General features: G+C 71.9%; 25 protein-coding genes. 9 read left to right on the top strand and 16 right to left on the bottom strand.

Features of this window, described 5'->3' with window-relative positions:
• Positions 1-88 precede the first annotated feature (88 nt).
• Genes JIX56_RS36835 through JIX56_RS36825 form a run of 3 tightly spaced genes read left to right on the top strand, consistent with a single transcriptional unit; the run spans position 89 to position 4,775 of the window.
• A complete protein-coding gene (locus tag JIX56_RS36835; RefSeq protein ID WP_257547110.1) occupies positions 89-589 on the top strand; it encodes a hypothetical protein in 501 nt (166 codons plus the stop codon).
• Positions 589-4,137 (top strand): ABC transporter permease subunit, encoded by a 3,549-nt coding sequence (locus tag JIX56_RS36830; protein WP_257547108.1) that lies wholly within the window; start codon positions 589-591, stop codon positions 4,135-4,137. Before JIX56_RS36835 ends, JIX56_RS36830 begins: the two co-directional genes overlap by 1 nt.
• Complete coding sequence (locus JIX56_RS36825; RefSeq protein ID WP_257547106.1) at positions 4,134-4,775, top strand: ATP-binding cassette domain-containing protein; 642 nt, start codon at positions 4,134-4,136, stop codon at positions 4,773-4,775. Before JIX56_RS36830 ends, JIX56_RS36825 begins: the two co-directional genes overlap by 4 nt.
• A 65-nt stretch (positions 4,776-4,840) precedes the next feature.
• Here JIX56_RS36825 and JIX56_RS36820 read toward each other — a convergent pair whose 3' ends face one another.
• Entirely contained in the window at positions 4,841-5,473 is a 633-nt protein-coding gene (locus tag JIX56_RS36820) for a LysM peptidoglycan-binding domain-containing protein (RefSeq protein ID WP_257547104.1), read from the bottom strand.
• Between the two features lie 535 nt (positions 5,474-6,008).
• On the opposite strand from JIX56_RS36820, the gene JIX56_RS36815 reads away from it, so the two are divergent.
• Complete coding sequence (locus tag JIX56_RS36815) at positions 6,009-6,779, top strand: hypothetical protein (RefSeq protein WP_257547102.1); 771 nt, start codon at positions 6,009-6,011, stop codon at positions 6,777-6,779.
• A gap of 174 nt (positions 6,780-6,953) precedes the next feature.
• Entirely contained in the window at positions 6,954-7,379 is a 426-nt protein-coding gene (locus tag JIX56_RS36810; RefSeq protein ID WP_257547100.1) for a hypothetical protein, read from the top strand.
• Positions 7,380-7,499: 120 nt separating this feature from the next.
• On the opposite strand, the gene der is transcribed toward JIX56_RS36810, so the two are convergent.
• The 5 genes from der to aroH all read right to left on the bottom strand — a co-directional run bounded on the left by der (position 7,500) and on the right by aroH (position 12,186).
• A complete protein-coding gene (der, locus tag JIX56_RS36805) occupies positions 7,500-8,960 on the bottom strand; it encodes a ribosome biogenesis GTPase Der (RefSeq protein ID WP_257547098.1) in 1,461 nt (486 codons plus the stop codon).
• A gap of 107 nt (positions 8,961-9,067) precedes the next feature.
• Complete coding sequence (locus tag JIX56_RS36800; RefSeq protein WP_257547097.1) at positions 9,068-9,787, bottom strand: lysophospholipid acyltransferase family protein; 720 nt, start codon at positions 9,785-9,787, stop codon at positions 9,068-9,070.
• Complete coding sequence (gene cmk, locus JIX56_RS36795) at positions 9,745-10,422, bottom strand: (d)CMP kinase (protein ID WP_257547095.1); 678 nt, start codon at positions 10,420-10,422, stop codon at positions 9,745-9,747. The genes JIX56_RS36800 and cmk overlap by 43 nt, the downstream gene beginning before the upstream one ends.
• Positions 10,423-10,741: 319 nt before the next feature.
• Positions 10,742-11,827: a prephenate dehydrogenase gene (locus JIX56_RS36790; protein ID WP_257547093.1), complete on the bottom strand. Its 1,086-nt coding sequence runs from the start codon at positions 11,825-11,827 to the stop codon at positions 10,742-10,744.
• Positions 11,824-12,186, bottom strand: a complete 363-nt coding sequence (gene aroH, locus JIX56_RS36785) for a chorismate mutase (protein WP_257547092.1) — start codon at positions 12,184-12,186, stop codon at positions 11,824-11,826. The genes JIX56_RS36790 and aroH overlap by 4 nt, the downstream gene beginning before the upstream one ends.
• 271 nt (positions 12,187-12,457) lie before the next feature.
• On the opposite strand from aroH, the gene JIX56_RS36780 reads away from it, so the two are divergent.
• The 4 genes from JIX56_RS36780 (at position 12,458) to JIX56_RS36765 (ending at position 14,971) form a co-directional block, all read left to right on the top strand.
• Positions 12,458-13,126 (top strand): hypothetical protein, encoded by a 669-nt coding sequence (locus JIX56_RS36780; protein ID WP_257547090.1) that lies wholly within the window; start codon positions 12,458-12,460, stop codon positions 13,124-13,126.
• Between the two features lie 87 nt (positions 13,127-13,213).
• Positions 13,214-13,801, top strand: coding sequence for a DUF6529 family protein (locus JIX56_RS36775; RefSeq protein WP_257547088.1), 588 nt, complete (start codon positions 13,214-13,216; stop codon positions 13,799-13,801).
• Entirely contained in the window at positions 13,798-14,226 is a 429-nt protein-coding gene (locus JIX56_RS36770; RefSeq protein ID WP_257547086.1) for a Rieske (2Fe-2S) protein, read from the top strand. Before JIX56_RS36775 ends, JIX56_RS36770 begins: the two co-directional genes overlap by 4 nt.
• A 22-nt stretch (positions 14,227-14,248) precedes the next feature.
• The gene (locus JIX56_RS36765) at positions 14,249-14,971 is read left to right on the top strand and encodes a nucleotidyltransferase domain-containing protein (protein ID WP_257547084.1); all 723 of its coding nucleotides are present in this window, start codon (positions 14,249-14,251) and stop codon (positions 14,969-14,971) included.
• Positions 14,972-15,002: 31 nt separating this feature from the next.
• On the opposite strand, the gene JIX56_RS36760 is transcribed toward JIX56_RS36765, so the two are convergent.
• The 10 genes from JIX56_RS36760 to JIX56_RS36715 form a co-directional block, all read right to left on the bottom strand.
• Positions 15,003-15,773 carry a nucleotidyltransferase domain-containing protein gene (locus JIX56_RS36760; protein WP_257547082.1) on the bottom strand — a complete coding sequence of 257 codons (771 nt, stop codon included), beginning with the start codon at positions 15,771-15,773 and terminating at the stop codon, positions 15,003-15,005.
• Between the two features lie 4 nt (positions 15,774-15,777).
• Positions 15,778-16,806 (bottom strand): ADP-ribosylglycohydrolase family protein, encoded by a 1,029-nt coding sequence (locus JIX56_RS36755; protein ID WP_257547080.1) that lies wholly within the window; start codon positions 16,804-16,806, stop codon positions 15,778-15,780.
• The gene (locus tag JIX56_RS36750; protein WP_257551318.1) at positions 16,806-17,531 is read right to left on the bottom strand and encodes an NUDIX hydrolase; all 726 of its coding nucleotides are present in this window, start codon (positions 17,529-17,531) and stop codon (positions 16,806-16,808) included. Before JIX56_RS36750 ends, JIX56_RS36755 begins: the two co-directional genes overlap by 1 nt.
• A gap of 177 nt (positions 17,532-17,708) precedes the next feature.
• Entirely contained in the window at positions 17,709-18,827 is a 1,119-nt protein-coding gene (locus JIX56_RS36745) for a pseudouridine synthase (RefSeq protein ID WP_257547078.1), read from the bottom strand.
• The gene (scpB, locus tag JIX56_RS36740; RefSeq protein WP_257547076.1) at positions 18,827-19,480 is read right to left on the bottom strand and encodes an SMC-Scp complex subunit ScpB; all 654 of its coding nucleotides are present in this window, start codon (positions 19,478-19,480) and stop codon (positions 18,827-18,829) included. Before scpB ends, JIX56_RS36745 begins: the two co-directional genes overlap by 1 nt.
• Positions 19,477-20,601 carry a segregation and condensation protein A gene (locus tag JIX56_RS36735; RefSeq protein ID WP_257547074.1) on the bottom strand — a complete coding sequence of 375 codons (1,125 nt, stop codon included), beginning with the start codon at positions 20,599-20,601 and terminating at the stop codon, positions 19,477-19,479. The genes scpB and JIX56_RS36735 overlap by 4 nt, the downstream gene beginning before the upstream one ends.
• A gap of 18 nt (positions 20,602-20,619) precedes the next feature.
• Positions 20,620-21,198, bottom strand: coding sequence for a hypothetical protein (locus tag JIX56_RS36730; RefSeq protein ID WP_257547072.1), 579 nt, complete (start codon positions 21,196-21,198; stop codon positions 20,620-20,622).
• On the bottom strand, positions 21,183-22,310 hold the full coding sequence (locus JIX56_RS36725; RefSeq protein ID WP_257547070.1) for a ParA family protein: 1,128 nt from the start codon (positions 22,308-22,310) through the stop codon (positions 21,183-21,185). The genes JIX56_RS36730 and JIX56_RS36725 overlap by 16 nt, the downstream gene beginning before the upstream one ends.
• Before the next feature lie 435 nt (positions 22,311-22,745).
• Positions 22,746-23,870 carry an alanine dehydrogenase gene (gene ald, locus JIX56_RS36720; RefSeq protein WP_257547068.1) on the bottom strand — a complete coding sequence of 375 codons (1,125 nt, stop codon included), beginning with the start codon at positions 23,868-23,870 and terminating at the stop codon, positions 22,746-22,748.
• Between the two features lie 164 nt (positions 23,871-24,034).
• Positions 24,035-26,125: a tetratricopeptide repeat protein gene (locus JIX56_RS36715; protein ID WP_257547067.1), complete on the bottom strand. Its 2,091-nt coding sequence runs from the start codon at positions 26,123-26,125 to the stop codon at positions 24,035-24,037.
• Positions 26,126-26,171: the final 46 nt, after the last annotated feature.

Here is a 26,171-nt window from a genome sequence, read left to right as displayed (position 1 = left end):
GCGCCCGGTGCTTTCAGGGTCAGGTTGCAGAAGGCATAGTGCAAGCCATCGGCTGCAATGGACAGACACACGACGTGTGGGAGCCCCGATGCGGACAGCCCGACTGCGGACCGTGAACCCCGTCCTCTGGGCCGGCTGGGCCGCGCTCGCCGGTGGTGCGGTGCTGTGCGTCGTCGGCTGGTACGGCATCTCCGGCGAGCGCTTCGCCGAACGCCAGCTCCCCTATCTGGCCTCCTGCACGGTCCCCGGCGCCGCGCTGATCATCGCGGGCACGGTCCTCCTCGCCCACGGCCGGAACGCCCTGGCGGCCACGCGTGTCGAGGAGCTCTACGGCCTCCTGGTCACCGCCGAGCCGGCCGACGCCTCCGACGAGTCCGGGCGGGCGGCGGCCGCGCCCCTCGCCACCAGCGGCAAGCTGCTGATGGTGCCCGGCGGCACCCTCTGGCACCGCGCGGACTGCCCCCTGGTGTCCGGCAAGGCGGAAGCGGTGCCGGTGGACTCCCGGGTGCTGGCCGGCGGCGAACTGCGGCCGTGCCCGATCTGCGAAGCGCCCTCGGCGAGCGACTCGGCCGAGCCCGCGGAGGGCTGATGGCGTCGCTGACGTACGACCTCACGCTGGCCGGGCTCTCGGTGGGCAGCGCGGCGGCCCTCACCGGAATCGGCCTGATCGTGACATACCGGGCCACCGGCGTGCTGAACTTCGCGCACGGGGCGATCGCGATGGTGTGCGCGTATCTGCTGCGCCAGTTCACCGTGGAGTGGGGCCGGCCCCTGTGGCTCGGCGCCTCGGTGACCCTGCTGGTCGTGGCCCCCGCCCTCGGCCTGGCCCTGGAACGTTTCGTCTTCCGCCCGCTCGCCGTCCTCGGCGGCGACCCCGCGCAGACCCTCGTGGCCTCCATCGGCGTCTTCGTCCTGCTCGTCGGCGGGGCCGCGCTGCTGTGGGGACAGGGGGCACGGGCCGACGCTCCGACGGTGGTGTCGGCCGACCCGTGGGTCCCGCTGGCGGTGGCCGTGGCGGTCGCCGCGGCCGTGGGTGCGGCGACGCGCTGGACCCGCTTCGGCCGGGAGCTCCGCGCCGTCGTGGACGACCGTTCTCTCGCCGTCCTGGGCGGCATCGACGCCGACCGGGTGGCCGCCGCGGGCTGGGCGTTCGGCTCCTTCACGGCGGGCCTGACGGGCGTCCTGCTGGCCCCGTACGTACGCCTCGACCCGTACGGCCTGCCGCTCCTGGTGATGGAGGTGGTCGCCGTGGCGGTCGCCGCCCGGATGCGCAGCCTGCCGGTGGCCGTGGTGGTGGCGCTGGGCATCGGGATCGCCCAGAGCCAGCTGACCCGGCTCCACCCGTCGGGCTGGGCGGAGCCGTTGCTCCAGGCGGTGGGCGCCAACCTCTTCGTCGTGGCCCTCCTGGTCGCGGCCCTGGTCCTGCCCGGCGTCGGCACGCGCGACGCCCTGCCCCGTACGGCGACCGCGCGGGTGGAGACACCCGCCGGGGTCTGGATCGTGGCGGTCCTGCTGTTCCTGATCCCGTTGGGCTTCGCGGGCCGGGACCTGCACACGTCCGTCCAGGTGCCCGCGCTGGGCGTGATCCTGCTCTCCCTGGTGGTGGTGACGGGCCGGGGCGGCCAGATCTCCCTCGGCCAGGCGGCGTACGCGGGCCTGGGCGCGCTCTTCACGGCGCTGCTGTCGGCCGGCCGCTTCCCCTACTTCACCGTGCTCCCCGAACTGACCTCCCTGCTGGTGGCCGTACTCCTGGTGGCCCCCCTCGGCCTGCTGACCGGCTGGCCCGCCATCAGCCGCCGCGGCCTGGCCCTGGCCCTGGCGACGTTCGCGGTGGGCGTCGGAGTGAGCCGCTTCGTCTTCGCCCAGCCGTACGCGACGTCGGGCCTCACGCTCACCCGACCTGCGGGCTTCGAGGGCGACCGCGCGTACTACGTCCTGGAGTTGGGGTTGCTGGCGCTGGCCCTGCTGGTCACCCGCGCCCTGCGCCGAGGCCGTACGGGCCGTGCCCTCGCCGCCATGCGGGACCACGAGGCGGGGGCGTCGGCGGCGGGGGTACGCGTGCCGTCGTTGAAACTCACGGCCTTCGTGGCCGGCGCCGCCCTCGCCGCCCTCGGCGGCGGCCTGCTCGCCATGGGCGTCCGCGCCTTCGACCCCGCCGCCTACGACCCCGTCCGCGGCCTCCTCTGGTTCGCCGCGATCGTCGTCCTGGGCGCCGACAGCACCCTCGGCGCCCTCGCGGCGGCCGCCCTCCTGGTCGGGCTGGACGCGGGCACGAAGGGTGGCGTGGCGGCCGCGGTGATCGGCGTCCTGGCGGTGCTGGTGGGCCGCTTCCCCGGCGGGCCCTACGAGGCGGTGCGCGCGGGGGTCCTACGCCTGCGGCCGGGTGCCGTGCGCGGGACCGAGCCGGCAGCAGGGCAGCGGGCCCGGCTGACGCCGGTGGGAGTACGAGTCCGCGAGCGGGTACGGGCAGGCGCCCGGGCCGGGGCGGCTCGACAGCGTCCGACCGCGTTGGCTGGGGCGACGGCAACGGCGGGGGCCTCGGCAGCGGACGGACGCGCCGCAAAGGCGGGGCAGGACGCCGGCGACGCCACGGCACCGGCGGTCGCCGCGGCGGACGGCTGGGCACGAGCAGGGAGCGCGGAAGGGGCAGGACAGGACATGGATGGCCGGTCCAACGGCCGAGAACCCACCGAAGGCGGGTCCGCGAACAGCGGCACTCATGCCGCCGACACCACGGACACCGGCCGAAGACGAGGCGGCCCCGGTCGACGGCGGACCCCGACCGGGTCCGGGCTCTCGCCGCGGGGCGAGGGGACACCGACCGAGGGAATGCCGAACGAGGGAACACCGGGCGGAGCGCCGCAGGAGGGAGCGACGCAGGACGGAGCGACGCAGGACGGAGCGACGCAGGACGGAGCGACGCAGGACGGAGCGACGCAGGACGGAGCGAGGCAGGGCGAGGGGACACCGGGCGGAGCACCCCAAAGCGAGACGACACCGGGCGAAGCGACCCCGAGCCGAGCGACACCGGACGAGGGCACACCGAGCCGAGCGACACCGGACGAAGCAACCCCGTACCGAGCGACACCGGACGAGGGCACACCGAGCCGAGCGACACCGGACGGAGCAACCCCGTACCGAGCGACGCCGGGCGAGGCAACGCCTGGCGACAGGCGGCCAAGCGGGGCGGAGCCCATGCAGCGGGGCGGGGAGCAGTCCGGCAAGCCGGATCACACGCCGGATCAGCTGTCCGCCCGGCACCCCGACACCCGCACCGGGCACGGCCCCCCGGTCAGCCCGAACCACCCTCCCCGACCCGCCTCCGGGCACGTCCCCCCAGCCGGCCCCAACCACCCTCCTCGGCCGGGGCCGGTCGCCGGGCCCGCCCCGGTCGACGGCGCCACGCACACCCCGCACCCCACCCCTCCTCCCACCCCCTCCCTCCGAGCCCGCCATCTCCACGTCCGCTACGGCGAGTTCACCGCTCTCGACGGCGTGGACCTCGATGTCCTGCCCGGCCGGGTCAGCGCGGTCGTGGGTCCCAACGGGGCCGGGAAGAGCACCCTGTTCCACTGCCTCGCCGGAACACTGCGGCCCGTGCAGGGGAGAGTGAGCTTCGGTGGGCGGGACATCACGCGGCTGCCCGCGCATGCCCGCACCCGGCTCGGTATCGCTCGGACCTTTCAACAGCTGGCCGTTTTCCCGTCATTGACCGTGGCCGAAAATGTTCGGGTGGGCGCTGAACAGGGGCGGGTCGCCGATCCCGGGGCCGTGGAGCGGGCGTTGCGGCTGTTCGGCCTTGACGGGCCGGTGCGGATGTCGCCGGCCGCCGGGCTGCCGACCGGGACGCTACGGCGGGTCGAGTTGGCGCGGGCACTCGCCGGAAGCCCCCGGGTGCTGCTGCTCGACGAGCCCGCCGCCGGGCTCGACACAGGCGAGGTGGCCGCCCTCACCCGCGTGCTCCGCGCCCTCGCGGACGACGGCACGGCCCTGCTGGTCGTCGAGCACGACCTCGACCTCGTCGCGGACCTCGCGGACGTCGTGCACGTCATGGCGGCGGGCCGGATCGTCACCTCCGGCCCCGCCGACCACGTCCTGCGCTCACTCGACCCCCTTGACCCGGCGGTCGAACGATGACCCTCATCTCCCTCCGCCACGCCCACGTCCGCTACGGCCCCCTGGAGGCCCTGCACGGCCTCACCCTCGCCGCCCCGGGCCCCGGCCTGACCGTGCTCCTCGGCCGCAACGGCTCCGGCCGTACGACCGCGCTGCGGGCCCTCGCCGGCACGGTCCCGCTCTCCGGCGGTGCCGTGGTGTGGGACGGGGCCGATGTCACCCGGGTGCCCGCGTACGAGCGCGCCCGGCGAGGCCTCGTCCTCGTCCCCGAGCGGCGGGCCGTCTTCGGCTCGCTCACCGTGCGGGAGAACCTCGAACTCGCCGCACCGGACATCTCGTACGCCCTGGACGCCTATCCGCAGCTCGAACCGCTGCTCCCCCGCCGTGCCGGCACCCTCTCCGGCGGCGAACAGCGCATGCTCGCCCTCTCCCGCGCCCTGTCGGCCCGCGCGCGTGTCGTCCTCGTCGACGAGCCCGCCCAGGGCATGTCACCGCCGGTCGCGGCCCGCACGTACGAGCTGCTGAGCGGCCTCGACGCCTGTGTGGTCGTCGCCGAACAGCGCCTGCCGCCGGGGTTGCGTGGGGTCCCGGCCGTCCTCGTGTACGAACTCCGGCGCGGGGTAGTAGCGTTCGGCGGCGAGGCGAGCGAAATGCCGTGAGCACGGGTCCCACCCGGTCGGTGTGCCGGGTGGGACGCCGGTGCCCGAAGCGCGGAGGCGAGCGGTCAGAGGTCGAGTCGCTGCCCGGGCACGATCAGATTGGGGTCACCGCCGATGACGGCCTTGTTGGCGGCGTAGACCTGCCGCCAGGTCGTGCCGTGCCGGGTGGCGATGCCGCTCAGTGTGTCGCCCTGGCGGACGGTGTAGTCGCCGCGGGACGAGCCGCGGTCCGGGTGGCTGGAGGACCGCGACGGCGCGCTCGACGGAGCCGATCTGGTGGACTGGGGGGAGGCCGAGCCGGTGGAGGGCGCGGCCGGCGCGCTGCCGTACGCTCCGGCGCGCCGGGCGCAGGTGGGCCACGCTCCCCAGCCCTGGGCGCGCTGGACCTTCGTGGCGATCGCGATCTGCTGGGCCTTGGAGGCCTGGTCGGCGGTGGCCGCGTAGGCCGTGCCGCCGTAGGCCCGCCAGGTGGCGGCGGCGAACTGGAGGCCGCCGTAGTAGCCGTTGCCGGTGTTGATGCGCCAGTTGCCGCCGCTCTCGCACTTGGCGATGCGGTCCCACACTCCGCTGTCGGCCGCCGCGGCGCTGCCGGTGACGGCCAGGAGTCCGAGCGGGGCGAGGAGTGCCGCCCCGGCGAGGACCGCCGTCGTACGCGTCTTTCGAGCGCTGCCGCGCGTGGTATCGGCACAATCGGACATGAAGATCCCTCTCCACGGACCCGGGGTCCCCCAGGACGGGGCGCTTCCCGCGCATGGACGCGGATGTCGCGCTCCGCCCCGTCCGCCGGAGGTGGTGCTGCGTACTGTCTGGCTCTGCGCGGCCGGCGGACGTGCCCGAGCGGTGCTCGTTGCACACGGCCGGGAATGTAGAGAGGTTGACGGCCTGTCAGCAAGCAATCGTTTGTCATGCGAGGCCAGTTCGCCATTACCGCAAGTAGCGGCCAATTCCGGACACCCCCTTCATTCCCTGATTTCCGGATATGTCGACCAAGCGCCCTGGCGATCTGTGACCCACTTCACCGGACCAACTTCCTCGCTACTCGGCGAAGTTGGCACGGAGTAACCGATTCCGCCCGTGGACTCACCCTGCGCGCCCGATGGTTCGATTCCGTTCGTCGTGGAGCGTGACTCCGGCCACAGATCGTCCGTTGTCTTCTTCATGAGCCGGAACCTCCGCGCTCATGGGCCGGGCGCCACCCGGCACCGACACGCACCGCATCCCGAGGAGCCACCCGTGCCGCGCATGCTCGAGGTCAGCGACGAGGTACGCGCCGAGATCGGCGACGAAGAGGCCGACCGGCTGCTCGCCGGAGAGAACGCCCCCGGCGGCTACGACTGCACGTCGTGCCGTACGCCCGGCGACTCCGAGCAGGAGCGCACCAGCACCGTCCTCTTCGTCGGCGACGAGACGGCCGTTCTCGCCTTCGCCCACGCCACCTGTCTGCCCTCCCAGGTCGTCCAGGTCACCGAGGAGCAGTTGCAGGGCGCCTCCCGTTCCATCGCCGGGGACAGCCCGGCCCAGGCCGCGCCCGAGCAGGCCGTGCTCGGCGTCACCAGCGGACTGATCCTGCTCAGCGGCGAGTTGCACCCGGCGCTGGTGGTGGAGCCGACCGCCCCCATCGCGCGCCCGGGCACGACCGGCGTGGGCGACGACTTCCTGCCGCTGCTCATCGAGCAGGGCTTCATGCCGCTCCCCCAGATCGACTCCGTCCCGCCCGTGCTGCACGGCTGGTCCGTCCTGCTCGCGATGGGTCAGCTGCACGCCATCCTGCAGCCGGGGACCACCGGCGGTTCGCCGGTCGCGTGGTGGCAGGCGCACCAGGCGCTCCAGGTCGCCGACGCGTGGCGGGCGGCCGCGAACAAGCATCAGCAGGTGCTGATGTTCGCGGCGCCGGTGGGATCGATCGGGCGCCAGCCTCGGGAGGACCTGCTGCGGGACGCGCTCGACAAGGCGGCGGCCAACGGGAAGTTGGTGGCCGCCACGTTGCCGCTGGCCGGGACCTGATCGCTCCGCTGGGACAGCCGAGAACCCACCGGAGCGATGCGGCTGGTCGGATGACTGCGGGTCACAGGGGGCTTGTCGCGCAGTTCCCCGCGCCCCTTCGGGGCACGGTTCTGGACCGGAGGCTGAATGGTTGAGCTAGCGCATCTCTTGCGCGGCAAGGTCGTTGGCACAGACGTGCACGCATACGACGCTCCTCGCCGCCAGTCCTACCAGTCGATCCCGTCCATGCGGCCGGCTCAGGATCCTTCGGGCGGGCCATCGGCCACGCCCATCTACGACACGCTCTACGCGGAGTGGGTCAGGACCTATCGGTCCCTGCCGGGTGACCGGCACGGGGAGGAGGATCTGGGGTTCACGGGTTTCGGGAGCCTCACGCACGGCTCGGGCGGACAGCGCGGTACGGGCTCGTACCACTCCGGCTCGTACGGCGCCCGGCACGCGGCGGGACATCTCGCCACCCAGCGCGAGCGCGACTCCCAGCCCGGCCACACCGCCACGACGACGGCCGTGTGGCAGCCGGTCGGGCGGATCCCCACCGGGCACACCGGGATGCATCACATCCCGTCGCCGCTGCCACCGACCCCACGCCGAGGTCTTTGAAGCGGGCATACGAAGAGGCGGCCACCCGGACAGCCGGGTGGCCGCCTCTTCGTGTCGTGACCGCCTCTTCCCGCTACTTCTTCCGTCTACTTCTTCCTACTTCTTCTTGCGGCGTTCTTCCTACTTCTTCTTGCCGCGCTTCTCGCGCACCCGCACCGAGATGTGGATCGGGGTGCCCTCGAAGCCGAACTCCTCGCGCAGACGGCGCTCGATGAAGCGGCGGTAGCCCGCCTCGATGAAACCGGAGGCGAAAAGGACGAAGCGCGGGGGCTTGGTGCCGGCCTGGGTGCCGAAGAGGATACGGGGCTGCTTGCCGCCCCGGACCGGGTGCGGGTGGGCGGCGACCAGCTCACCGAGGAAGGCGTTCAGACGGCCCGTCGGGACGCGGGTCTCCCAGCCGGCGAGGGCCGTCTCGATCGCGGGGACCAGCTTCTCCATGTGACGGCCGGTGCGCGCCGAGACATTGACCCGGGGCGCCCAGGCGATCTGACCGAACTCGGTCTCGATCTCCCGCTCCAGGTAGTAGCGGCGCTCCTCGTCGAGGGTGTCCCACTTGTTGTACGCGATGACCAGCGCGCGGCCGGCCTCGACCGCCATGGTCACGATGCGCTGGTCCTGGACCGAGATGGACTCGGAGGCGTCGATGAGGATGACGGCCACCTCCGCCTTCTCGACGGCCGCCGCGGTGCGCAGCGAGGCGTAGTAGTCGGCGCCCTGCTGGAGGTGGACGCGCTTGCGGATGCCCGCCGTGTCGACGAACTTCCAGATGACGCCACCGAGTTCGATCAGCTCGTCGACCGGGTCACGGGTGGTGCCCGCGATCTCGTTGACGACGACGCGCTCCTCGTTCGCCACCTTGTTGAGGAGCGAGGACTTGCCCACGTTCGGGCGGCCGATCAGGGCGATACGGCGGGGGCCGCCGACCGCCGTGCCGAAGCTCTGCTCGGGCGCCTCCGGCAGGGCCTCCAGGACGGCGTCCAGCATGTCGCCGGTGCCTCGGCCGTGCAGCGAGGAGACCGGGTGCGGCTCGCCGATGCCGAGGGACCACAGAGCGGTGGCGTCGGCCTCGCCGCTCGGGCCGTCGACCTTGTTGGCGCAGAGCACCACGGGCTTGTTGGCCTTGCGGAGCAGCCGGACGACGGCCTCGTCGGTGTCGGTGACGCCGACCTTGGCGTCAACGACGAAGACGACCGCGTCGGCGGCCTCGATGGCGTACTCGGCCTGGGCGGCGACGGAGGCGTCGATACCGAGGACGTCCTGCTCCCAGCCACCGGTGTCGACGACCTTGAAGCGGCGGCCCGCCCACTCGGCCTCGTAGGTGACACGGTCGCGGGTGACGCCGGGCTTGTCCTCGACGACGGCCTCGCGGCGGCCGATGATGCGGTTCACGAGGGTCGACTTGCCGACGTTCGGGCGGCCGACGACGGCGAGGACAGGCAGCGGGCCGTGGCCCGCCTCACCGATCGCGCCCTCGACGTCCTCGAGGTCGAAGCCCTCTTCCGCGGCGAGCTCCATGAACTCCGCGTACTCGGCGTCGCCAAGCTCTCCGTGCTCGTGCTCGGAGGGAAACTGGTCGTTCATGAAGTCCGTACCTCGTAGTTCATCGTGGTGATCGGTGGAGCACCCGGTGTCTCACAGGGTGCTCCACTACTCAGTGTCGCCCAGCGCCCGATCGGACGCCCGGCGTTTTACCGGCGGCCCGTGAGCCGCCTGGCGTGGTCCAGATGCGCGCTGAGGTGCTTCTGGATGCGCTCGGTGGCCTCGTCGAGCGCCTTGCGCGTACGCCGGCCGCTGCCGTCGCCCGCCTCGAACGGGTCGCCGAAGACGACGTCGATGCGGGAGCGCAGCGGGGGCAGCGCCTTCAGCAACCGTCCGCGTCTGTCGGAGCTTCCCAGTACGGCGACCGGGACGATCGGGGCGTTCCCGCGCACCGCGAAGTACGCGAGGCCGGCGCGCAGTGAGGCGAAGTCACCCTCGCCCCGGGTGCCCTCCGGGAAGATGCCGAGGACCCCGCCGTTGGCCAGGACGGCCAGCGCCCGGGTGATGGCGGTACGGTCGGCGGTCGAGCGGTCGACCTTCAGCTGGCCGGTGGCGTGCATGAACGGGCCGAACGGACCGACGAACGCCTCCTTCTTGACCAGGAAGTGCGACGCCCGGGGCGCGACACCGATGACCATCGGACCGTCGACGATGTGGGAGTGGTTGACGGCGAAAATCACCGGGCCGGTCGTGGGGACCTTCCAGGCGCCCAGCACGCGCGGCTTCCACAGCCCGTACATCAGGCCGACACCGATGCGTCGGCCGACCTCGGCACCTCGTGCCGAGGGAGCCTCGACCGAGGGAGTCCGGTCCAAAGAGGACTCGCTCACTTCCCCGCCCGCTTCTCCTCGACGAGGGTGACGACGCACTCGATGACCTGCTGGAGGCTGAGGTCCGAGGTGTCCACCTCGACCGCGTCGTCCGCCTTGGCGAGCGGCGAGGTCTTGCGGCTGGAATCGGCGGCGTCCCGCTTGAGGAGGGCCTCGCGGGTCGCGTGGACGTCGGCGCCCTTCAGCTCACCGCTGCGGCGGGCGGCTCGGGCCTCCGGGGAGGCGGTGAGGAAGATCTTCAGGTCGGCGTCCGGCAGCACGGTCGTACCGATGTCGCGGCCCTCGACGACGATGCCGTTCTCCGCGCCGGAGGCGATGGAACGCTGCAGCTCGGTGATCCGGGCCCGCACCTCCGGTACGGCGCTGACGGCGCTGACCTTGGAGGTGACCTCCTGGGTGCGGATCGGCCCGGCGACGTCCGTGCCGTCGACCGTGATCGTCGGTGCCGACGGGTCGGTGCCGGAGACGATGTCCGGCTTCCCGGCCACCGCGGCGATCGCCGAGGGGTCCTCTATGTCGATGCCGTTGCTGACCATCCACCAGGTGATCGCCCGGTACTGGGCGCCCGTGTCCAGGTAGCTCAGCCCGAGCTGCGCGGCCACGGCCTTCGAGGTGCTCGACTTGCCCGTGCCGGAGGGGCCGTCGATGGCAACGATCACTGTGGCGCGTTCCACTGGGGAGCACCTTTCCTGGTCCGAGGTGGTGGGCTGGGACGGGAAAGCGCCCCGGACAAGGGTACTGGTTGCACGTAGCCCATCCGGCCGCACCTCCAGCCGGTCCGACGGCACCCCCCGTCCAGCCGCACTCCCAGCCGGTCCGGCGGCACCTTCAGCCCGTCCGGCGTTTGAGGACGAGGCCGTTCAGGCCGAAGCGGGGCCCTGGAGGCGCAGCCCCCAGCGGGGTCCGGGGCGGAGCCCCGGGGATGGGACGGGTAGGGGCGGCGGGGGCGAGAAAACCGCGCCGCCCCCCACACCGCACACCCGACACCCGCCCCTACTGCCGAATCGCCCACCCTCGCTCCCGCAACGCCCCGGTCAACACGACCGCCGCCTTCGGCTCCACCATCAACTGCACCAGACCGGCCTGCTGCCCGGTGGCATGCTCGATCCGGACGTCCTCGATGTTGACGCCGGCCATGCCCGCGTCGGCGAAGATGCGGGCCAGCTGACCCGGCTGGTCGTCGATCAGGACGGCCACGACCTCGTAGGCGCGCGGAGCGGATCCGTGCTTGCCGGGGACACGGATCTGGCCGGCGTTGCCGCGGCGCAGGACGTCCTCGATGCCGGTGACGCCCTCGCGGCGCTTGGCCTCGTCGGACGCCTGGAGGGCGCGCAGGGCCTGGACGGTCTCGTCGAGATCGGCGGAGACGTCAGCGAGCAGGTCGGCGACGGGACCGGGGTTGGCGGAGAGGATGTCGATCCACATGCGCGGGTCGGAGGCCGCGACCCGGGTCACGTCCCGGATGCCCTGCCCGCACAGCCGCACGGCGGCTTCTTCCGCGTGCTCCAGCCGGGCGGCCACCAGGCTGGAGACCAGGTGCGGCATGTGCGAGACCAGGGCGACGGCCCGGTCGTGGGCGTCCGCGTCCATGACCACCGGGACGGCCCGGCAGTGCGAGACCAGCTCCAGGGCGAGGTTCAGGACCTCGGTGTCGGTGTCCCGGGTCGGGGTGAGCACCCAGGGGCGGCCCTCGAAGAGGTCGCCGGTGGCGGCCAGCGGGCCTGACTTCTCGCGGCCCGACATGGGGTGCGTGCCGATGTAGGCGGAGAGGTCGAGGCCCAGCTCCTCCAGCTCACGGCGCGGGCCACCCTTGACGGAGGCCACGTCCAGGTAGCCGCGCGCGAGACCCCGGCGCATCGCGTCGGCGAGGGTCGCGGCCACATGCGCGGGCGGGGCCGCGACGATCGCGAGGTCGACCGGGCCGCCGGGCTCCTCGTCGGTGCCGGCGCCGAGCGCGGCCGCCGTACGGGCCTGCTCGGGGTCGTAGTCGCTCAGGTGGACGGTCACACCGCGCTGGGCGAGGGCGAGGGCGGCGGAGGTGCCGATCAGCCCGGTGCCGATGACGAGTGCGGTTCTCACTGGGCGATGTCCTTGCGGAGGGCGGCCGCGGCGCCCAGGTAGACGTGCGCGATCTCGGAGCGGGGCCGGTCGGACTCGATGTGCGCGAGGATCCGTACGACCCGGGGCATGGCGCCCTCGATGTCGAGTTCCTGCGCGCAGATCAGAGGCACATCGACGATGCCGAGCTTGCGGGCCGCGGCGGCCGGGAAGTCGCTGTGCAGGTCGGGGGTGGCCGTGAACCAGATGCTGATCAGGTCGTCCGGGGTGAGCCCGTTGCGTTCCAGGACCGCGGTCAGCAGCTCGCCGACCTGCTCGTCCATGTGCCCCGCCTCGTCCCGCTCGAGTTGGACGGCGCCCCGGACCGCTCGTACCGCCACGGCTCTGCTCCTCGCTGATGTACATCCCGGCTCGTTGTACGACCAGCCTAGTCAGCCCACCCGGAGCCGGTGCGCGGCGCCCGCCTGCCGAGACGCCCGCCCCGGGCGGCATCCACCCGGGGCGGATCACCGCCGCAGACCCTGACAATGTCGCGCGAACGTCACTGTCCCGCCACTTGGGGTGAAACACCTCCGTGCGCCTCTGGACGCCGTCCCGCGTGTCCGCTTGCATGGGGGAGGCCGTCCGCGCCACGCCTCGGGGGAGGCTCGTATGAAGCGCTCCGGACCACTTCTCACACTGCTCGGCGGGCTTGTGCTGGCCCTGGTCCTGCTGTCGCTCAACGCGACGACCGGGACCCGCGCCACTTCGTCGTCCACCACGAACGACCCGCCGCCCGCCTCGGCGTCACCGAGCCCGTCGCCGAGCCCGTCGCCGACGAAGACCTCGCCGTCGCCGAGCCCGACACCGGCGCCACCGGCCGACGCCGACTACGCGGGCCGTACCGACGACGACTCCGCCGCGATCGCCGTCTCGCTGCGCGACGGCAGGGCGGTCGCCTACTTCTGCGACGGCCGCGACCAGGAGTCGTGGCTCAAGGGCGATGTCGAGGACGACGGCGGCATGAATCTCACGAGCAAGAACGGCGGCGAGCTGAACGGCACGCTGAAGGGCGGGAGCGTCAGCGGCACGGTCGACATCGGCGGTCACGAGTACGCCTTCACCGCAGACAGGACGGTCAAGCCCTCGGGGCTGTACCGGGCGACCGCCAATGTGCGCGGCGCCGAGGTCGACGGCGGCTGGATCGTGCTGCCGGACGGCCGCCAGGTGGGCATCCTCAAGCGCGACGGCGAGCCCTCGGCGGCACCGGAGATCGACCCGGAGACCGGTGCGGTGACGATCGACGGTCAGCGGCTCACGGCACGCCCCGTCACTCCATGACACCTCTCACCCCATGACACTCCTCACCCCATGACGCCCCGCACTCCATGACGCCCCTCTGAAACCGCTCACGGCAGGGAGCAGCTCATGACCGTCGACCCGAACGCCGCCACCCAGGACTTCCCGTCCCCGCGCCCCGCCCACGCCCGCGGCCCCGGCGCGACCCGTTTCGTGATCCCGGCCCTGGTGGCCTGCGCGGTGGCGGTCGGCCTCGGCGCCTACGGCAAGGTGCACGACCCGGCGGGCACCGCGTTCAACCTCGCGGGCTTCAGCAGCACGGGAGCGGTGAAGTCATGGCTGGCGACGGTGTCGTTCGGCTTCGCGCTCGTCCAGCTGACGTCGGCACTGATGATGTACGGCAAGCTGCCGGGCCCGAGCTGGTCCGGCGTGCTGCACCGCTGGTCGGGGCGGGTGGCGTTCCTGGTCGCGGTGCCGGTGGCGGTCCACTGTCTGTACGCGCTCGGCTTCCAGACGTACGAATCGCGCGTTTTGTGGCACTCTCTCCTGGGTTGCTTCTTCTTCGGTGTTTTCAGTGCGAAGATGCTGCTGCTCCGCTCGGAGCGACTCCCCGGCTGGCTCCTGCCGATCGTCGGCGGCCTGGTCTTCGCCGCTCTCACGGTCGTCTGGCTGACCTCCGCCCTCTGGTTCTTCCGCACGTTCGGAGTGACGACATGACGATGGGTTCGACGCGGCGCACGGTTCTGGCGACCGGGGCGGCGGGCACGGCGGCGCTGCTCATGGGGTGCGGTGAGTACGGCGGCGACGACGGCGACAGCGTGGAGGAGGCCTCGCCCGGAGACGCCGGCACGGGCGGCGAGGAACTGGCCCGGACCGCGGACATCCCGGTGGGCGGCGGCAAGATCTTCAAGGACCGGAAGGTGGTCGTGACCCAGCCCGAGGAGGGCGACTTCAAGGCCTTCTCGGCGGTCTGCACGCACCAGGGCTGCATCGTCAGCAGCGTCTCGGACGAGACGATCAACTGCGCGTGCCACGGCAGCGAGTTCACGATCACGGACGGTGCGGTGGCGAAGGGTCCGGCCACCAGGCCGCTGCCCGCCGAGGAGATCACGGTCTCGGGAAATTCGATTCGGCTGGCCTGATCCGGCACGTACGCTCCCGGGCATGCAGCCCCCGCACCCGCACGCCCTGGTCCGTGACCACACGATCTACGCCTGTGTGATGGGTTCGCGCGCCTTCGGTCTCGCGACGGACGACAGCGACACGGACCGACGGGGTGTCTTTCTGGCCCCCACCGAGCTGTTCTGGCGCTTCGAGAAGCCGCCGACGCATGTCGAGGGGCCGGCGGAGGAGCAGTTCGGCTGGGAGCTGGAGCGCTTCTGCAATCTGGCCCTGCGCGCCAACCCCAACATCCTGGAGTGCCTGCACTCCCCCCTGGTGGAGCACGTCGACGCCACGGGCCGTGAACTGCTCGCCCTGCGCGGGGCGTTCCTGTCCCGGCAGGCCCATGAGACGTTCGCCCGCTACGCCCTCGGCCAGCGCAAGAAGCTCGACGCGGACATCAGACAGCACGGGGCGCCCCGCTGGAAGCACGCCATGCATCTGCTCCGCCTCCTGATGAGCTGCCGGGACCTGCTGCGCACGGGCGCGCTCACCATCGACGTGGGCGACCAGCGCGAGCCCCTGCTCGCGGTGAAACGCGGCGAGGTCCCGTGGGCCCGGGTCGAGTCCTGGATGACCCGGCTGGCCACGGAGGCCGAGGCGGCGGCGGAACACAGCCCCCTGCCGCCGGAACCGGACCGGGCCCGGATCGAGGACTTCGTCGTCCGCACCCGGCGCGCGTCAGCCCTTCAGGTGCTCTCGGACCTTGAGGCCGTCTCAGACTGAGGCCGTCTCAGACTGAGGCCGTCTCAGACCTTCAGGCGTCTCGGACGTTCAGGCCGTCCAGGCGAACCCGGACGACGAAGTCGTGGAGGGCGTCGTACGCGGACGGGTGCTCCGGCAGCGCTGACAGCGCCTGCTCCTGGTCCAGCACCGCCTGCAGCCGCTCCACGTCGTCCGCCACGCGCTCCTGGTCGACGTCGGCCTTGCCGTGCTCCCGGGCCGCCTTCGCCGCGACGAGGTCCGGCAGATACGGGGGCGCCTCGTCGATCTCCGGCAGCAGGGTGGGCAGATGGGCCCGCACCTCGCCGCTGCGCATGAGGTGGATGCCGGTGAGCAGCACCCGGAACGTGTAGAGCAGCGGCTTGAGTTCACCGGTCTTCTCGAAGAGCCGCCACTGGGTGATGGCGAACCCACGGTAATGGTGGGCGTGATGCCGGGTGAGGACCCCGGGCGCGAGCGCGACCAGCTCGCGGTGAGCCTCGCCCGTGTGCACCACGAGCGGGGAGAGCAACTGCTCCAGCACATAGCCGTTGCGCCGCAGCAACAGCCGTGCGAACTTGCGCAGATCGTGTGTGACGAGGTCCATCTCGACACCGTCCCGGTCCCACATCCTCGACCGGGTCTCCTCCGGCTCGCGCAGCCCGACCAGTTCGGCCGCCGGCAGCACATGCACTCCGCGCAGGTCGACGTCCGAGTCACGCGAGGGGAAGCCGTACAGATGCGCTCCGGAGACGGTGGCGAACAGCAGCGGGTCGGGCTGTTCGGCGACCACCGGGGCCAGGTCGATGTCGAGGGCGTCGGTCATGCCCTCAAGCGTCCCAGAGGGCCCCCAGCGACACGAGGTCGCCCTGGTACTCGATCCGGTCGGCCCACTCGGCGGGCCAGGCGTCCGGCCCGTGGTAGGCGCCCGCGAAGGCACCGGTGAGGCAGGCGATGGAGTCGGAGTCGCCCTTGGTGCAGGCGGCGCGGCGCAACGCGGTGACGGGCTCGTCGACGAAGAGCAGGAAGCACAGCAGCCCGGTGGCGAGGGCCTCCTCGGCGATCCAGCCCTCCCCCGTGGCCAGGCAGGGGTCGGTCTCGGGCGACGGGAGCCGCAGGGCCTGCTGGACCCGGTCCAGGGCGTCCAGGCACTCGTCCCAGCCCCGTGCGATGTAGTGCTCGGGCGAGGGGTCCTGGTCCTGGCTGTACGTCCACAGGTCGCCCAGCCAGCGCGCGTGGTAGCGGGCGCGGTTCTCGTACGCGTACGACCGGAGCAGGCCGACCAGTCCCATCGGTTCGGCGCCCTGGGCGAGCAGCCGTATCGCGTGTGCGGTGAGGTCGGAGGCGGCGAGGGCGGTGGGGTGGCCGTGGGTGAGGGCGGCCTGCAACTGGGCGGCGCCGGCGCGCTGTTCGTCGCTGAGCGGGCCGATCAGGCCGAGGGGCGCGACCCGCATGTTGGCGCCGCAGCCCTTGGAGTACATCTGGCTGGCGAGCTGCCAGGGACGGCGCTCTTTCGCGAGGTCGTCGCAGGCGGCCATGCAGGTGATGCCGGGGGAACGGTTGTTCTCCGGGGAGCGGGACCACTCCACGAACTCCTTGCGGACGGCCCGCTCCAGGGCTTCGGGGGCGAGCAGCCCGCGGTCCATGGCCGCGCGCAGCCCGTGCCCCAGCGCCAGCGTCATCTGGGTGTCGTCGGTGACGATCGCGGGCCTCGGCAGCTCCATCTTCCGCCAGGGGCCGCACTTGGCGAGGATCGACGGAACGTCGTTGAACTCCGTCGGGAAGCCGAGGGCGTCTCCGAGGGCGAGTCCGAGCAGGGATCCGGTGGCGGAGCGCTTCGTACGCAGCGTCATGGTCATCAGGGCCGTCCTTCCGTGGTGGGTCGCAGCAGGGGCGGGTGCAGGGCGGTGGCCCCACCCGCTCGGTACAGCGCGGCGGGCTTGCCGCGACCGCCGGTCAGGCGGGCGGCGCCGGGCACCTGTTCGACGAAGCCCGGCGTGGCCAGCACCTTGCGCCGGAAGTTGGGCCGGTCGAGCGGAGTGCCCCACACGGTCTCGTAGACCTGCTGCAGCTCGCCGAGGGTGAACTCGGGCGGGCAGAAGGAGGTGGCGAGACAGGTGTACTCGAGCTTGGCGCCGACGCGTTCGTGGGCGTCGGCGAGGATGCGGTCGTGGTCGAAGGCGAGCGGGCCGATGGCGTTGAACCGCAGCCACTGGGCCTGGGCCGCGTCACCGCCACCGTGCGGGACGGGCGGGTCCGGGAACAGCGCGGCGAACGCGACGGTGACGACCCGCATCCGGGGGTCCCTCCCCGGCTCGCTGTAGGTCCGCAACTGCTCCAGGTGGAGCCCGGCGACGTCCTTGACGCCGGTCTCCTCCGCGAGTTCCCGCCAGGCGGCCTCCTCCGCGGACTCGTCCGGCAGCACGAACCCGCCGGGGAGCGCCCAGCGGCCGGCGTACGGCTCCTGCCCGCGCTCGACGAGCAGCACCTGGAGGGCGCCCGCGCGGACGGTGAAGACGGCCAGGTCCACGGTGACGGCGAAGGGCTCGAAGGCGTACTTGTCGTAGCCCTCGGGTGAGGTCATGTCCACCGCCCCCTTTATGGTCACCATGACTAATAGTCATACCGACTATAAAAGGGTGTGCGCCGGGGCACAACCCTTTTACGGGGAAAGGAAAGCCAAGAGCGGCGCCGGAAACGGCAAAGGGCCGCCCCCGAAGGCAAACCCGGGACCGGCCCACTGCTCGAACACGGCGGAGGTCTAGAGGTCGACCTCCTGCATCAGCATCCCGACCTCGGTGTTCGACAGGCGGCGCAGCCAGCCCGACTTCTGGTCGCCGAGGGTGATCGGCCCGAAGGCGGTGCGGACCAGCTTGTCGCAGGGGAAGCCGGCCTCGGCCAGCATCCGGCGCACGATGTGCTTGCGCCCCTCGTGGAGGGTCACCTCGACGAGGTAGTTCTTGCCGGTCTGCTGCACGACGCGGAAGTGGTCCGCGCGCGCGTACCCGTCCTCCAGCTGGATGCCGTCCTTGAGCTGCTTGCCCAGGTCGCGCGGGATCGGGCCCACGATGTGCGCGACGTACGTCTTCTTGACGCCGTACTTGGGGTGGGTCAGCCGGTGCGCCAGCTCACCGTGGTTGGTGAGCAGGATGACACCCTCGGTCTCGGTGTCGAGCCGCCCGACGTGGAACAGCCGCGTCTCGCGGTTGGTCACGTAGTCGCCGAGGCACTGCCGGCCGTCGGGGTCCTCCATGGTCGACACGACACCGGCGGGCTTGTTGAGCGCGAAGAACTGGTACGACTGCGTGGCGACGGTCAGACCGTCGACCTTGACCTCGTCCTTCTCCGGGTCGACGCGCTTGCCCTGCTCCAGGACGATCTCGCCGTTGACCTCCACGCGCGCCTGCTCGATCAGCTCCTCACAGGCCCGCCGGGAGCCGTAGCCCGCGCGCGCGAGGATCTTCTGCAGCCGCTCGCCCTCCTGCTCGGCGCCCGGGAAGGTCTTGGGCAGCTTGACGTCCTTCTTGCCCGCGTACCGCTCCCGGTTGCGCTCCTCGGCCCGTGCGTCGTACTCGCGCGAGGTCGCCGGGGCGTAACGCCCGCGCTGCTGCTGGGACTGCTTGGGGCCGCCCTTGGCGCCACCGCGGGCCGAGGCGCCACGCCCGGACTTCGGGCCGTCCTGCGTACCCCCCGGGCCCACGTCGTAGCGGCGCTCCTCCGGGCGCGGCTTCTTCGGCCGGCCGCCCTGCTTGTCGTCGCGGTCGTTCCCGGCACCGCGGTAATTACCGCGGCCACCGCTGCTCCCGCCGCGGCCGCCGCTGTTGCCACCACGGCTCCCGCCGTTGTTTCCGCTGCTGTTCCTGCCGCTACTGCTTCGCATCAAAGTTCCGTCTTGTCGTCTGCGTCCTCGGAATCCGGTGCATCCGGATCGAACGACGGGACCCCTTCCAGCGTCTCGGCCTCGATCGCCTCCGCCTCCGGGAGGAAGGGCGCGAGCTCCGGGAGCTCGTCCAGGCCGCGCAGGCCCATCCGCTCCAGGAAGTAGTTCGTCGTCCTGTACAGGATCGCACCTGTTTCGGGTTCCGCGCCCGCCTCCTCCACGAGACCCCGCTGGAGAAGGGTGCGCATGACCCCGTCGCAGTTGACTCCTCGTACGGCCGAGACCCTGCTGCGGCTCACCGGCTGCCGGTACGCGACCACGGCCAGCGTCTCCAGTGCGGCCTGCGTCAGCCGGGCCTGCTGTCCGTCGAGCACGAACCGCTCGACGGCGGCGGCGTACTCGGGCCGGGTGTAGAACCGCCACCCGCCGGCGATCAGCCGCAGCTCGAAGCCACGCCCCTGCACCATGTACTCGTCCGCCAGTTCCCTGAGCGCCTTGGTGATCTGCCGCTTCGGCCGCTCCAGGATCTTCGACAGATGGTCCGCCGTCGCGGGCTCGTCCACGACCATGAGGACGGCCTCCAGCGCGGGCTTGAGGTCGAGGTCGGCGACGGTACGCAGACCCGCGGGCATCTCGGTGGTCTCCTCGCTCACGCCTTCTTCTCCTCCTTGGGCGGCTCGGGCGGCCGGTCGAACTCGTCCGTGACCACGGGCTCCGCGTCCCCGTCCCCGCCGGTCCAGCGCACGATCAGATCGCCGAGAGCGGTCTCCTGGTCGAGGGCCACGGCCTTCTCCCGATAGAGCTCCAGCAACGCGAGGAACCGGGCCACGACGGTCAATGTGTCGTCGGTGTCCTCGACGAGCACGCGGAAGGAGGCCTCCCCCAGCTCCCGCAGCCGCGCGACGACGATCCCGGCCTGCTCCTGCACACTGACCAGCGGCGCGTGGATGTGATCGACGTAGACCTGCGGCTTGGGCTTCGGCTGCATCGCCTTCACGGCCAGCCTGGCGAATCCTTCCGCCCCGATGCTGATGACCACCTCGGGCAACAGCTCGGCGTGCTGCGGCTCCAGCCCGACGGTACGCGGATACCGCCGCGCCTCCTCGTCCAGCCGCCGGTTGAAGATGTCCGCGATCTGTTTGTACGCGCGGTACTGAAGCAGCCGGGCGAAGAGCAGATCCCGCGCTTCGAGCAGCGCCAGATCGGCTTCGTCCTCGACCTCGGCGGAGGGCAGCAGCCGGGCGGCCTTGAGATCCAGCAGAGTGGCGGCCACGACGAGAAACTCGGTCGTCTCGTCCAGGTCCCAGTCCGGCCCCATGGCCCGGATGTGCGCCATGAACTCATCGGTGACCTTGGACAGCGCGACCTCGGTGACGTCCAGCTTGTGCTTCGAGATCAGCTGGAGAAGCAGATCGAAGGGCCCCTCGAAGTTGGAAAGCCGAACCTTGAAGACACCGTCATCGACGGCTTCGGCTTCGGCTTCGGCTTCGGCTTCGGCTTCGGCTTCGGCTTCGGCTTCGGCTTCGGCTTCGGCTTCGGCGGGAACGACCGCAGAGGGCCCTTCGTCGCCGCCGCCGGCGTTGTGGGCAGTCGTTCCGCTGGGCGGAACGGGTGGGCACAACGCCCCACCGGCTGCGGCCGAAGAACGCTCCTCAGCCGGAGAAGACGCACCCTCGACCGGCTCGACCGGCGGAGCCGACGGCCCTCTCCCCAGCGCACGCCGACGACCGGCGGAACCACCGGAAGCCGAGCCAGAGGAGTCGAACGAGGTCATAGCCCCCGCAGGCTACCCCTACCGCCCACGCAGCCGCCGTACGAGGATGCTCGCGTCCCCGCGCGACTCCAGGTCCGCCAGCACCACGGCGACAGCCTCCCGCACGATCCGTCCACGGTCGACGGCCAGCCCGTGCTCCCCGCGCAGCACCAGCCGCGCGTGTTCGAGGTCCATCAGTTCCTCGGCGGAGACATACACGGTGATCTTCTCGTCGTGCCGCTCCCGCCCACTGGGCCGGCGCCCGGAGCCCCGCCCCCGCTTGCGGGGCGCGGCGGCGGAAGAACCTTCCTGCGGCTTCGGCTGCCGCCCGGCGGCAGCGGCCCGCTCGGCCCCCGCGGCGGCGGAACGACTGCGCGGCTGCTCACCGTCGGACTCGGCGTCCGCGGCCACATGCTCGGACCCCTCGCCGTCACCGCCCTGTACGGGCACGGACGGCGGCGCGTCCTCCGCGGCGGCGGCCCCGTCGCTGTCCCCGGCGGGAGCGGGCACACGCGCTTCTCCGTTGGGCCCCCGCCGGGGAGTGGACGGCTGAAGCGCCATTCCCCCTGTCGTACGGAAGAGTTCGTCGGCCCCCGGCAGACTCACTCGGCGTGACACCGGGCGAGCACCTCCCTGGCGAGCTGGCGGTAGGCGGCGGCGCCGACGGAGTTGGAGGCGTACGTGGTGATCGGCTCACCGGCGACCGTGGTCTCCGGGAAGCGGACCGTGCGCCCGATGACCGTGTGGTAGACGTGGTCGTCGAACGCTTCGACGACCCGCGCGAGAACCTCACGGCTGTGGACGGTGCGCGAGTCGTACATCGTGGCGAGGATGCCGTCGAGTTCCAGCTCGGGGTTGAGCCGCTCCTGGACCTTCTCGATGGTCTCCGTCAGCAGCGCGACACCGCGCAGGGCGAAGAACTCGCACTCCAGCGGAACGATCACCTTGTGGGCGGCCGTCAGGGCGTTCACGGTGAGCAGACCGAGCGAGGGCTGGCAGTCGATCACGATGTAGTCGTAGTCGGCCATCAGCGGCTTCAGGGCCCGCTGCAGCGTGGACTCGCGCGCGACCTCGGAGACCAGCTGGACCTCGGCCGCCGACAGGTCGATGTTGCTCGGCAGCAGGTCCATGTTGGGGACCGCGGTCTTCAGCAGGACCTCGTCGGCCGACATGCCCCGCTCCATGAGCAGGTTGTAGACCGTGAGGTCGAGCTCCATCGGGTTCACGCCGAGACCGACCGAGAGGGCGCCCTGCGGGTCGAAGTCGACGAGCAGGACCCGGCGGCCGTACTCCGCGAGCGCGGCACCCAGGTTGATGGTCGACGTCGTCTTGCCGACGCCGCCCTTCTGGTTGCACATCGCGATGATCTTCGCGGGGCCGTGGTCGGTCAGCGGGCCCGGGATCGGGAAGTACGGCAGCGGGCGACCGGTGGGACCGATGCGCTCGCGGCGCTGACGGGCCGCGTCGGGCGCGAGCGTGGCCGCGTACTCGGGATCGGGCTCGTACTCGGCGTCGGGGTCGTAGAAGTGCCCGTCGGGCAGCTCGTCGTAGTCGGCGAAGTGGTTGTGGACCCCGCCACTTCCGTCGCCGGCCATGGCGTTCACGTGTTGGCCATCCATGCTCTGGAGTGCTGTCTGAGTAGCCTGCGGACTCTGGTGGGCTGCGAAGGTGCGGACAGCGACGGAGCCGACAGCCGCGAACCCCGTGGGACCCGAGACCGGCGCAGGCATTCCTGGTTGACCACCCCCGGGAGTAAATGTCGACTCATTCACAAGTCGTCTTACCTCCTTGGTGACCAGGAAACTTCTAGATAGGTCAGCGTGGCACCATGCCGACGGTTGGCGACTCTATGGCGTGTCGGCGGTCCGCAGCAACACAATCCGCCGGACCCGGCCCGATGTGTCGGCAATGAAACATGCGGCTGTCAAGGGCGTAGGGCCGTCGCACAGCAGGTTTCACCGGTGCGCGAAACATCCGAACGGTTACGTTCGAGGCGAGTTGCGCGAGTGTCGCAAAGTGACCATACACACATCCGGCCGGACCTTGTCGGGCAAGATCCGGCCGAGCCTGTGCTGTTGACGACCTGTGTTGACGTATCGCCTTTTACCGAAAGGTGACTTAAAGCAGCCGGTCAGCGGCCGGTCGACGGCCTTCCCGTCGGCGGGTCAGCCGAGCAGCGACGCCAACTCGGCGTGTTCCAGGCCGTGCGCCTCGGCGACCTCGCGGTAAACCACCTTGCCGTCATGGGTGTTGAGGCCCCTGGCCAGCGCCGGGTCGCGGCGCAGCGCCTCCACCCAGCCGCGGTCGGCGAGTTCGACGATGTACGGCAGCGTGGCGTTGGTCAGCGCGTAGGTCGAGGTGTTGGGCACCGCGCCGGGCATGTTGGCGACGCAGTAGAACACCGAGTCGTGGACCGGGAAGGTCGGCTCGGCGTGGGTGGTGGGTCGTGAGTCCTCGAAGCAGCCGCCCTGATCGATCGCGATGTCGACAAGGACACTTCCCTGCTTCATCCGCGAGACGAGCTCGTTGGTGACCAGCTTCGGGGCCTTGGCTCCCGGGATGAGAACGGCGCCGATGACGAGGTCGGCCTCCAGGCACGCCTTCTCCAGTTCGAAGGCGTTGGAGACGACGGTCTGGATCTTCGTGCCGAAGACCTTGTCGGCTTCCTTGAGCTTGTTGATGTCCTTGTCGAGCAGGGTCACGTGGAAGCCCATGCCGATGGCGATCTGCGCGGCGTTCCAGCCCGACACGCCGCCGCCGATGACGACGGCCCGGCCGGCCAGCACGCCCGGGACTCCGCCCGGCAGGACACCGCGGCCGCCGTTGGCCCGCATCAGGTGGTACGCGCCGACCTGCGGGGCGAGCCGGCCCGCGACCTCGGACATCGGGGCGAGCAGCGGCAGCGCGCGGCTCGGCAGCTCGACGGTCTCGTACGCGATCGCGGTCGTGCCCGACTCGACGAGGGCGTCGGTGCACTCCCTGGAGGCGGCCAGGTGCAGGTAGGTGAAGAGCGTCTGGTCCTTGCGGAGGCGGTGGTACTCCTCGGCGATGGGCTCCTTGACCTTGAGCAGCAGGTCGGCGGCGGCCCACACCTCGTCGGCCGTGGCCAGGATCTCGGCGCCGGCGGCGACGTACTCGGCGTCCGGGATCGACGAGCCGATACCGGCGCCCTGCTCGATGACGACCTGGTGACCGTGGCGCACCAGCTCGTGCACGCCGGCGGGGGTGATGGCCACCCGGAACTCGTTGTTCTTGACCTCGCGGGGGATGCCGACCTTCACGTCGATCACGGTCCTTGGCTCGGAGGGGTGGGGGCTCGCACGCAGGGGCGGAACATGCCCGAGCAATGCAGGACATACCCGTACGCATCGGAGCGCACCGGGAGGCACCACAGGAGAACCGGCGGCGTAGCCAGTCTAATGAAGGTATCCCCGCTGTCTAGCCTTTCAATGCATCAATCTTTCGCGGATGCACTACGGATTTCGCAGGCGTTAGCACCGTGTTCCGGCTCGATCTCGCTGGTTTCGCGGTCGGGGAGCTCGTCGCCCAGCAGTCGCTCGGCGGCCTTCCGGTGCAGCTGGGCCGCCGCCGGGTCGCCGAGCCGCTCCAGGGTGTCGGCGAGCCGGAGCTGGAGCGCGGCCTGCAACCGGGTGTCGTCGGCGCGCCGCGCCCACTCCACCGCCTCCTGACACGTCCGCAGCGCCTCCTCGGGCCGCCCGGCGTACTCCTGGACGCGCGCCATCTCGCTCAACGCCCTTGCCTGGCCGCTCACATCGCCGAGCCGGCGGTGGCCGGTGAGCGCCGAGCTCCAGCCCCGCAACGCCTCGCCGTAACGGCCCGCGTAGGTGTGCGCGGTGGCGATCCGGCCGTACAGCCGGGCGGCGTCCGCGCGCTCGTCCCGGGCGAGCCGCTGGGCGAGCGCCCTGCCGTACCAGTCGGCGGCCCGTTCGTAGTCCTCCAGCTCCTGGTGGGCGCCGCCTACGGATTCCATCGCGCGACCGGTCGCGTACGGGTCGTTCGCCCGCCGTCCGGCGTCGAGCGCGGCCCGATAGCGGGCCAGCGCCGCCGTCGTACGGCCGGTACGGGCGTCCAGGTCGCCGAGGTTCAGCAGGGCCGCCGCCTGCTCGCGGGGAAGGTCCCGGCGCTCGGCGATGCCGAGGACGAGCCGGTGGATGCCGTACAGGTCGGGGGCCGCGGCCTGAGTGCCGAAGTGCGCCACCATGGCCCGGACCAGCTGGGACATCAGGCGCCGGGCCAGGGTGTCCAGCTCCCCGTCGGCGACCGCGAGCCGGGCCGCGGCCAGCAGCGCGGGCCGGCGGACGCGCAGCCACTCCTCGGCGGCCCTGGGGCTCGGGAACCGCAGCGCCTTGGGCATCCCGAGGAGCTTCTCGCGGGCCTGCGGGCTGTCGGTCTCGGTGATGGCCCGGCAGGACTGCAGCAGCCGTACCGACCGCTCCAGCATCCGCGCGCGGGCCAGTTGCAGCTCGCCCGGCCGCTCCTGGCTCTCGGCGAGGGCCCACAGCAGCGGCTGGAGGCAGCCGGGGACCTCGTACTGCGGCATCGTGGTGTCGACCGGATGCAGGAAACCGAGGGCCACGAAGTCGTCGAGCGTGGTGCGGGCCGCGCCGACCGCGCAGCCGGCGAGAGCGGAGGCGATGTGCGGGTCGACCAGGCCGGCCGGGGCGAGCGCGAGGAGACGCAGTATCCGCGCGGCGGCGGTCGGCAGCGAGGCGTACGACAGCTTGAAGACCCTGGCGAGCGGCGAGCTGTCGTCGCCCTCGGCGCGCAGCTGTTTGGCCAGGTCGGAGACGGCGGCCATGGGCCGGGCGGCCAGCCAGCCCCCGGCGAGCCGCAGCGCGGCGGGCTGGGCCCCGCACACCTCGGCGAGCCCCTCGGCGGAGCGTGGGTCCACGGTGATGCGCACCGAGCCGGTGAAGCGTTCCAGCAGCTCCACGGCGGACTTGGTGTCCAGTCCGCCCAGGGTGCAGGGGCGAACGTCGGAGATGCCCGTCAGCGGCCCCTCGGAGACCGCCACGACCAGGGAGTCGGGTGTGTCCGGCAGCAGCGCGTCGACCTGCTCGGCGTCGGCCGCGTCGTCCAGCAGCAGGACCACCCGGCGGTCGGCCAGGGCCTCCCGCAGGGCCTCGCTGAGGTCGTCGTCGTCGGCGCCCGCGGGGGTCGGCAGTCCGAGTTCCCCGAGCAGTTCCCGCGCCGCGCTCTCGACCGGAACACGGGTGCCGTCGGGCTCGGTGAGCCGGGCCCGCAGCACACCATCGGGGTAACCGTCGGTAACTTGCCGGACGAGTTCCTCGGCGAGCGCGGTGCGGCCGAAGCCGGGCCGGCCGGCGATGAGCAGCACGCGCGCGTGGGGCGCCTTGCGGCCCGCGAGGGTGTTGAGACCGGCCCGGCCGATGTCGGCCCGCAGTTCCTTCAACTCTCTTGCGCGGCCGAGGAACTGACTGTCCGTGGGGGCGGCCTCGACAGCCGGGGGCCGCCCTGTTCCGGACACCCGGGCATCCCCGGTGTCCACCGCCTGATCCGCCACGGGCCACACTCCCGTCCCACTGCACGCGCAAGCCCGCCGGGACTCC

Origin of the sequence: Streptomyces sp. CA-210063, from assembly GCF_024612015.1 — a bacterium.
GTDB lineage: Bacteria > Actinomycetota > Actinomycetes > Streptomycetales > Streptomycetaceae > Streptomyces.
The sequence above is the reverse complement of the archived record's forward strand: the minus strand, read 5'-3'. Positions and strand labels throughout refer to the sequence as shown.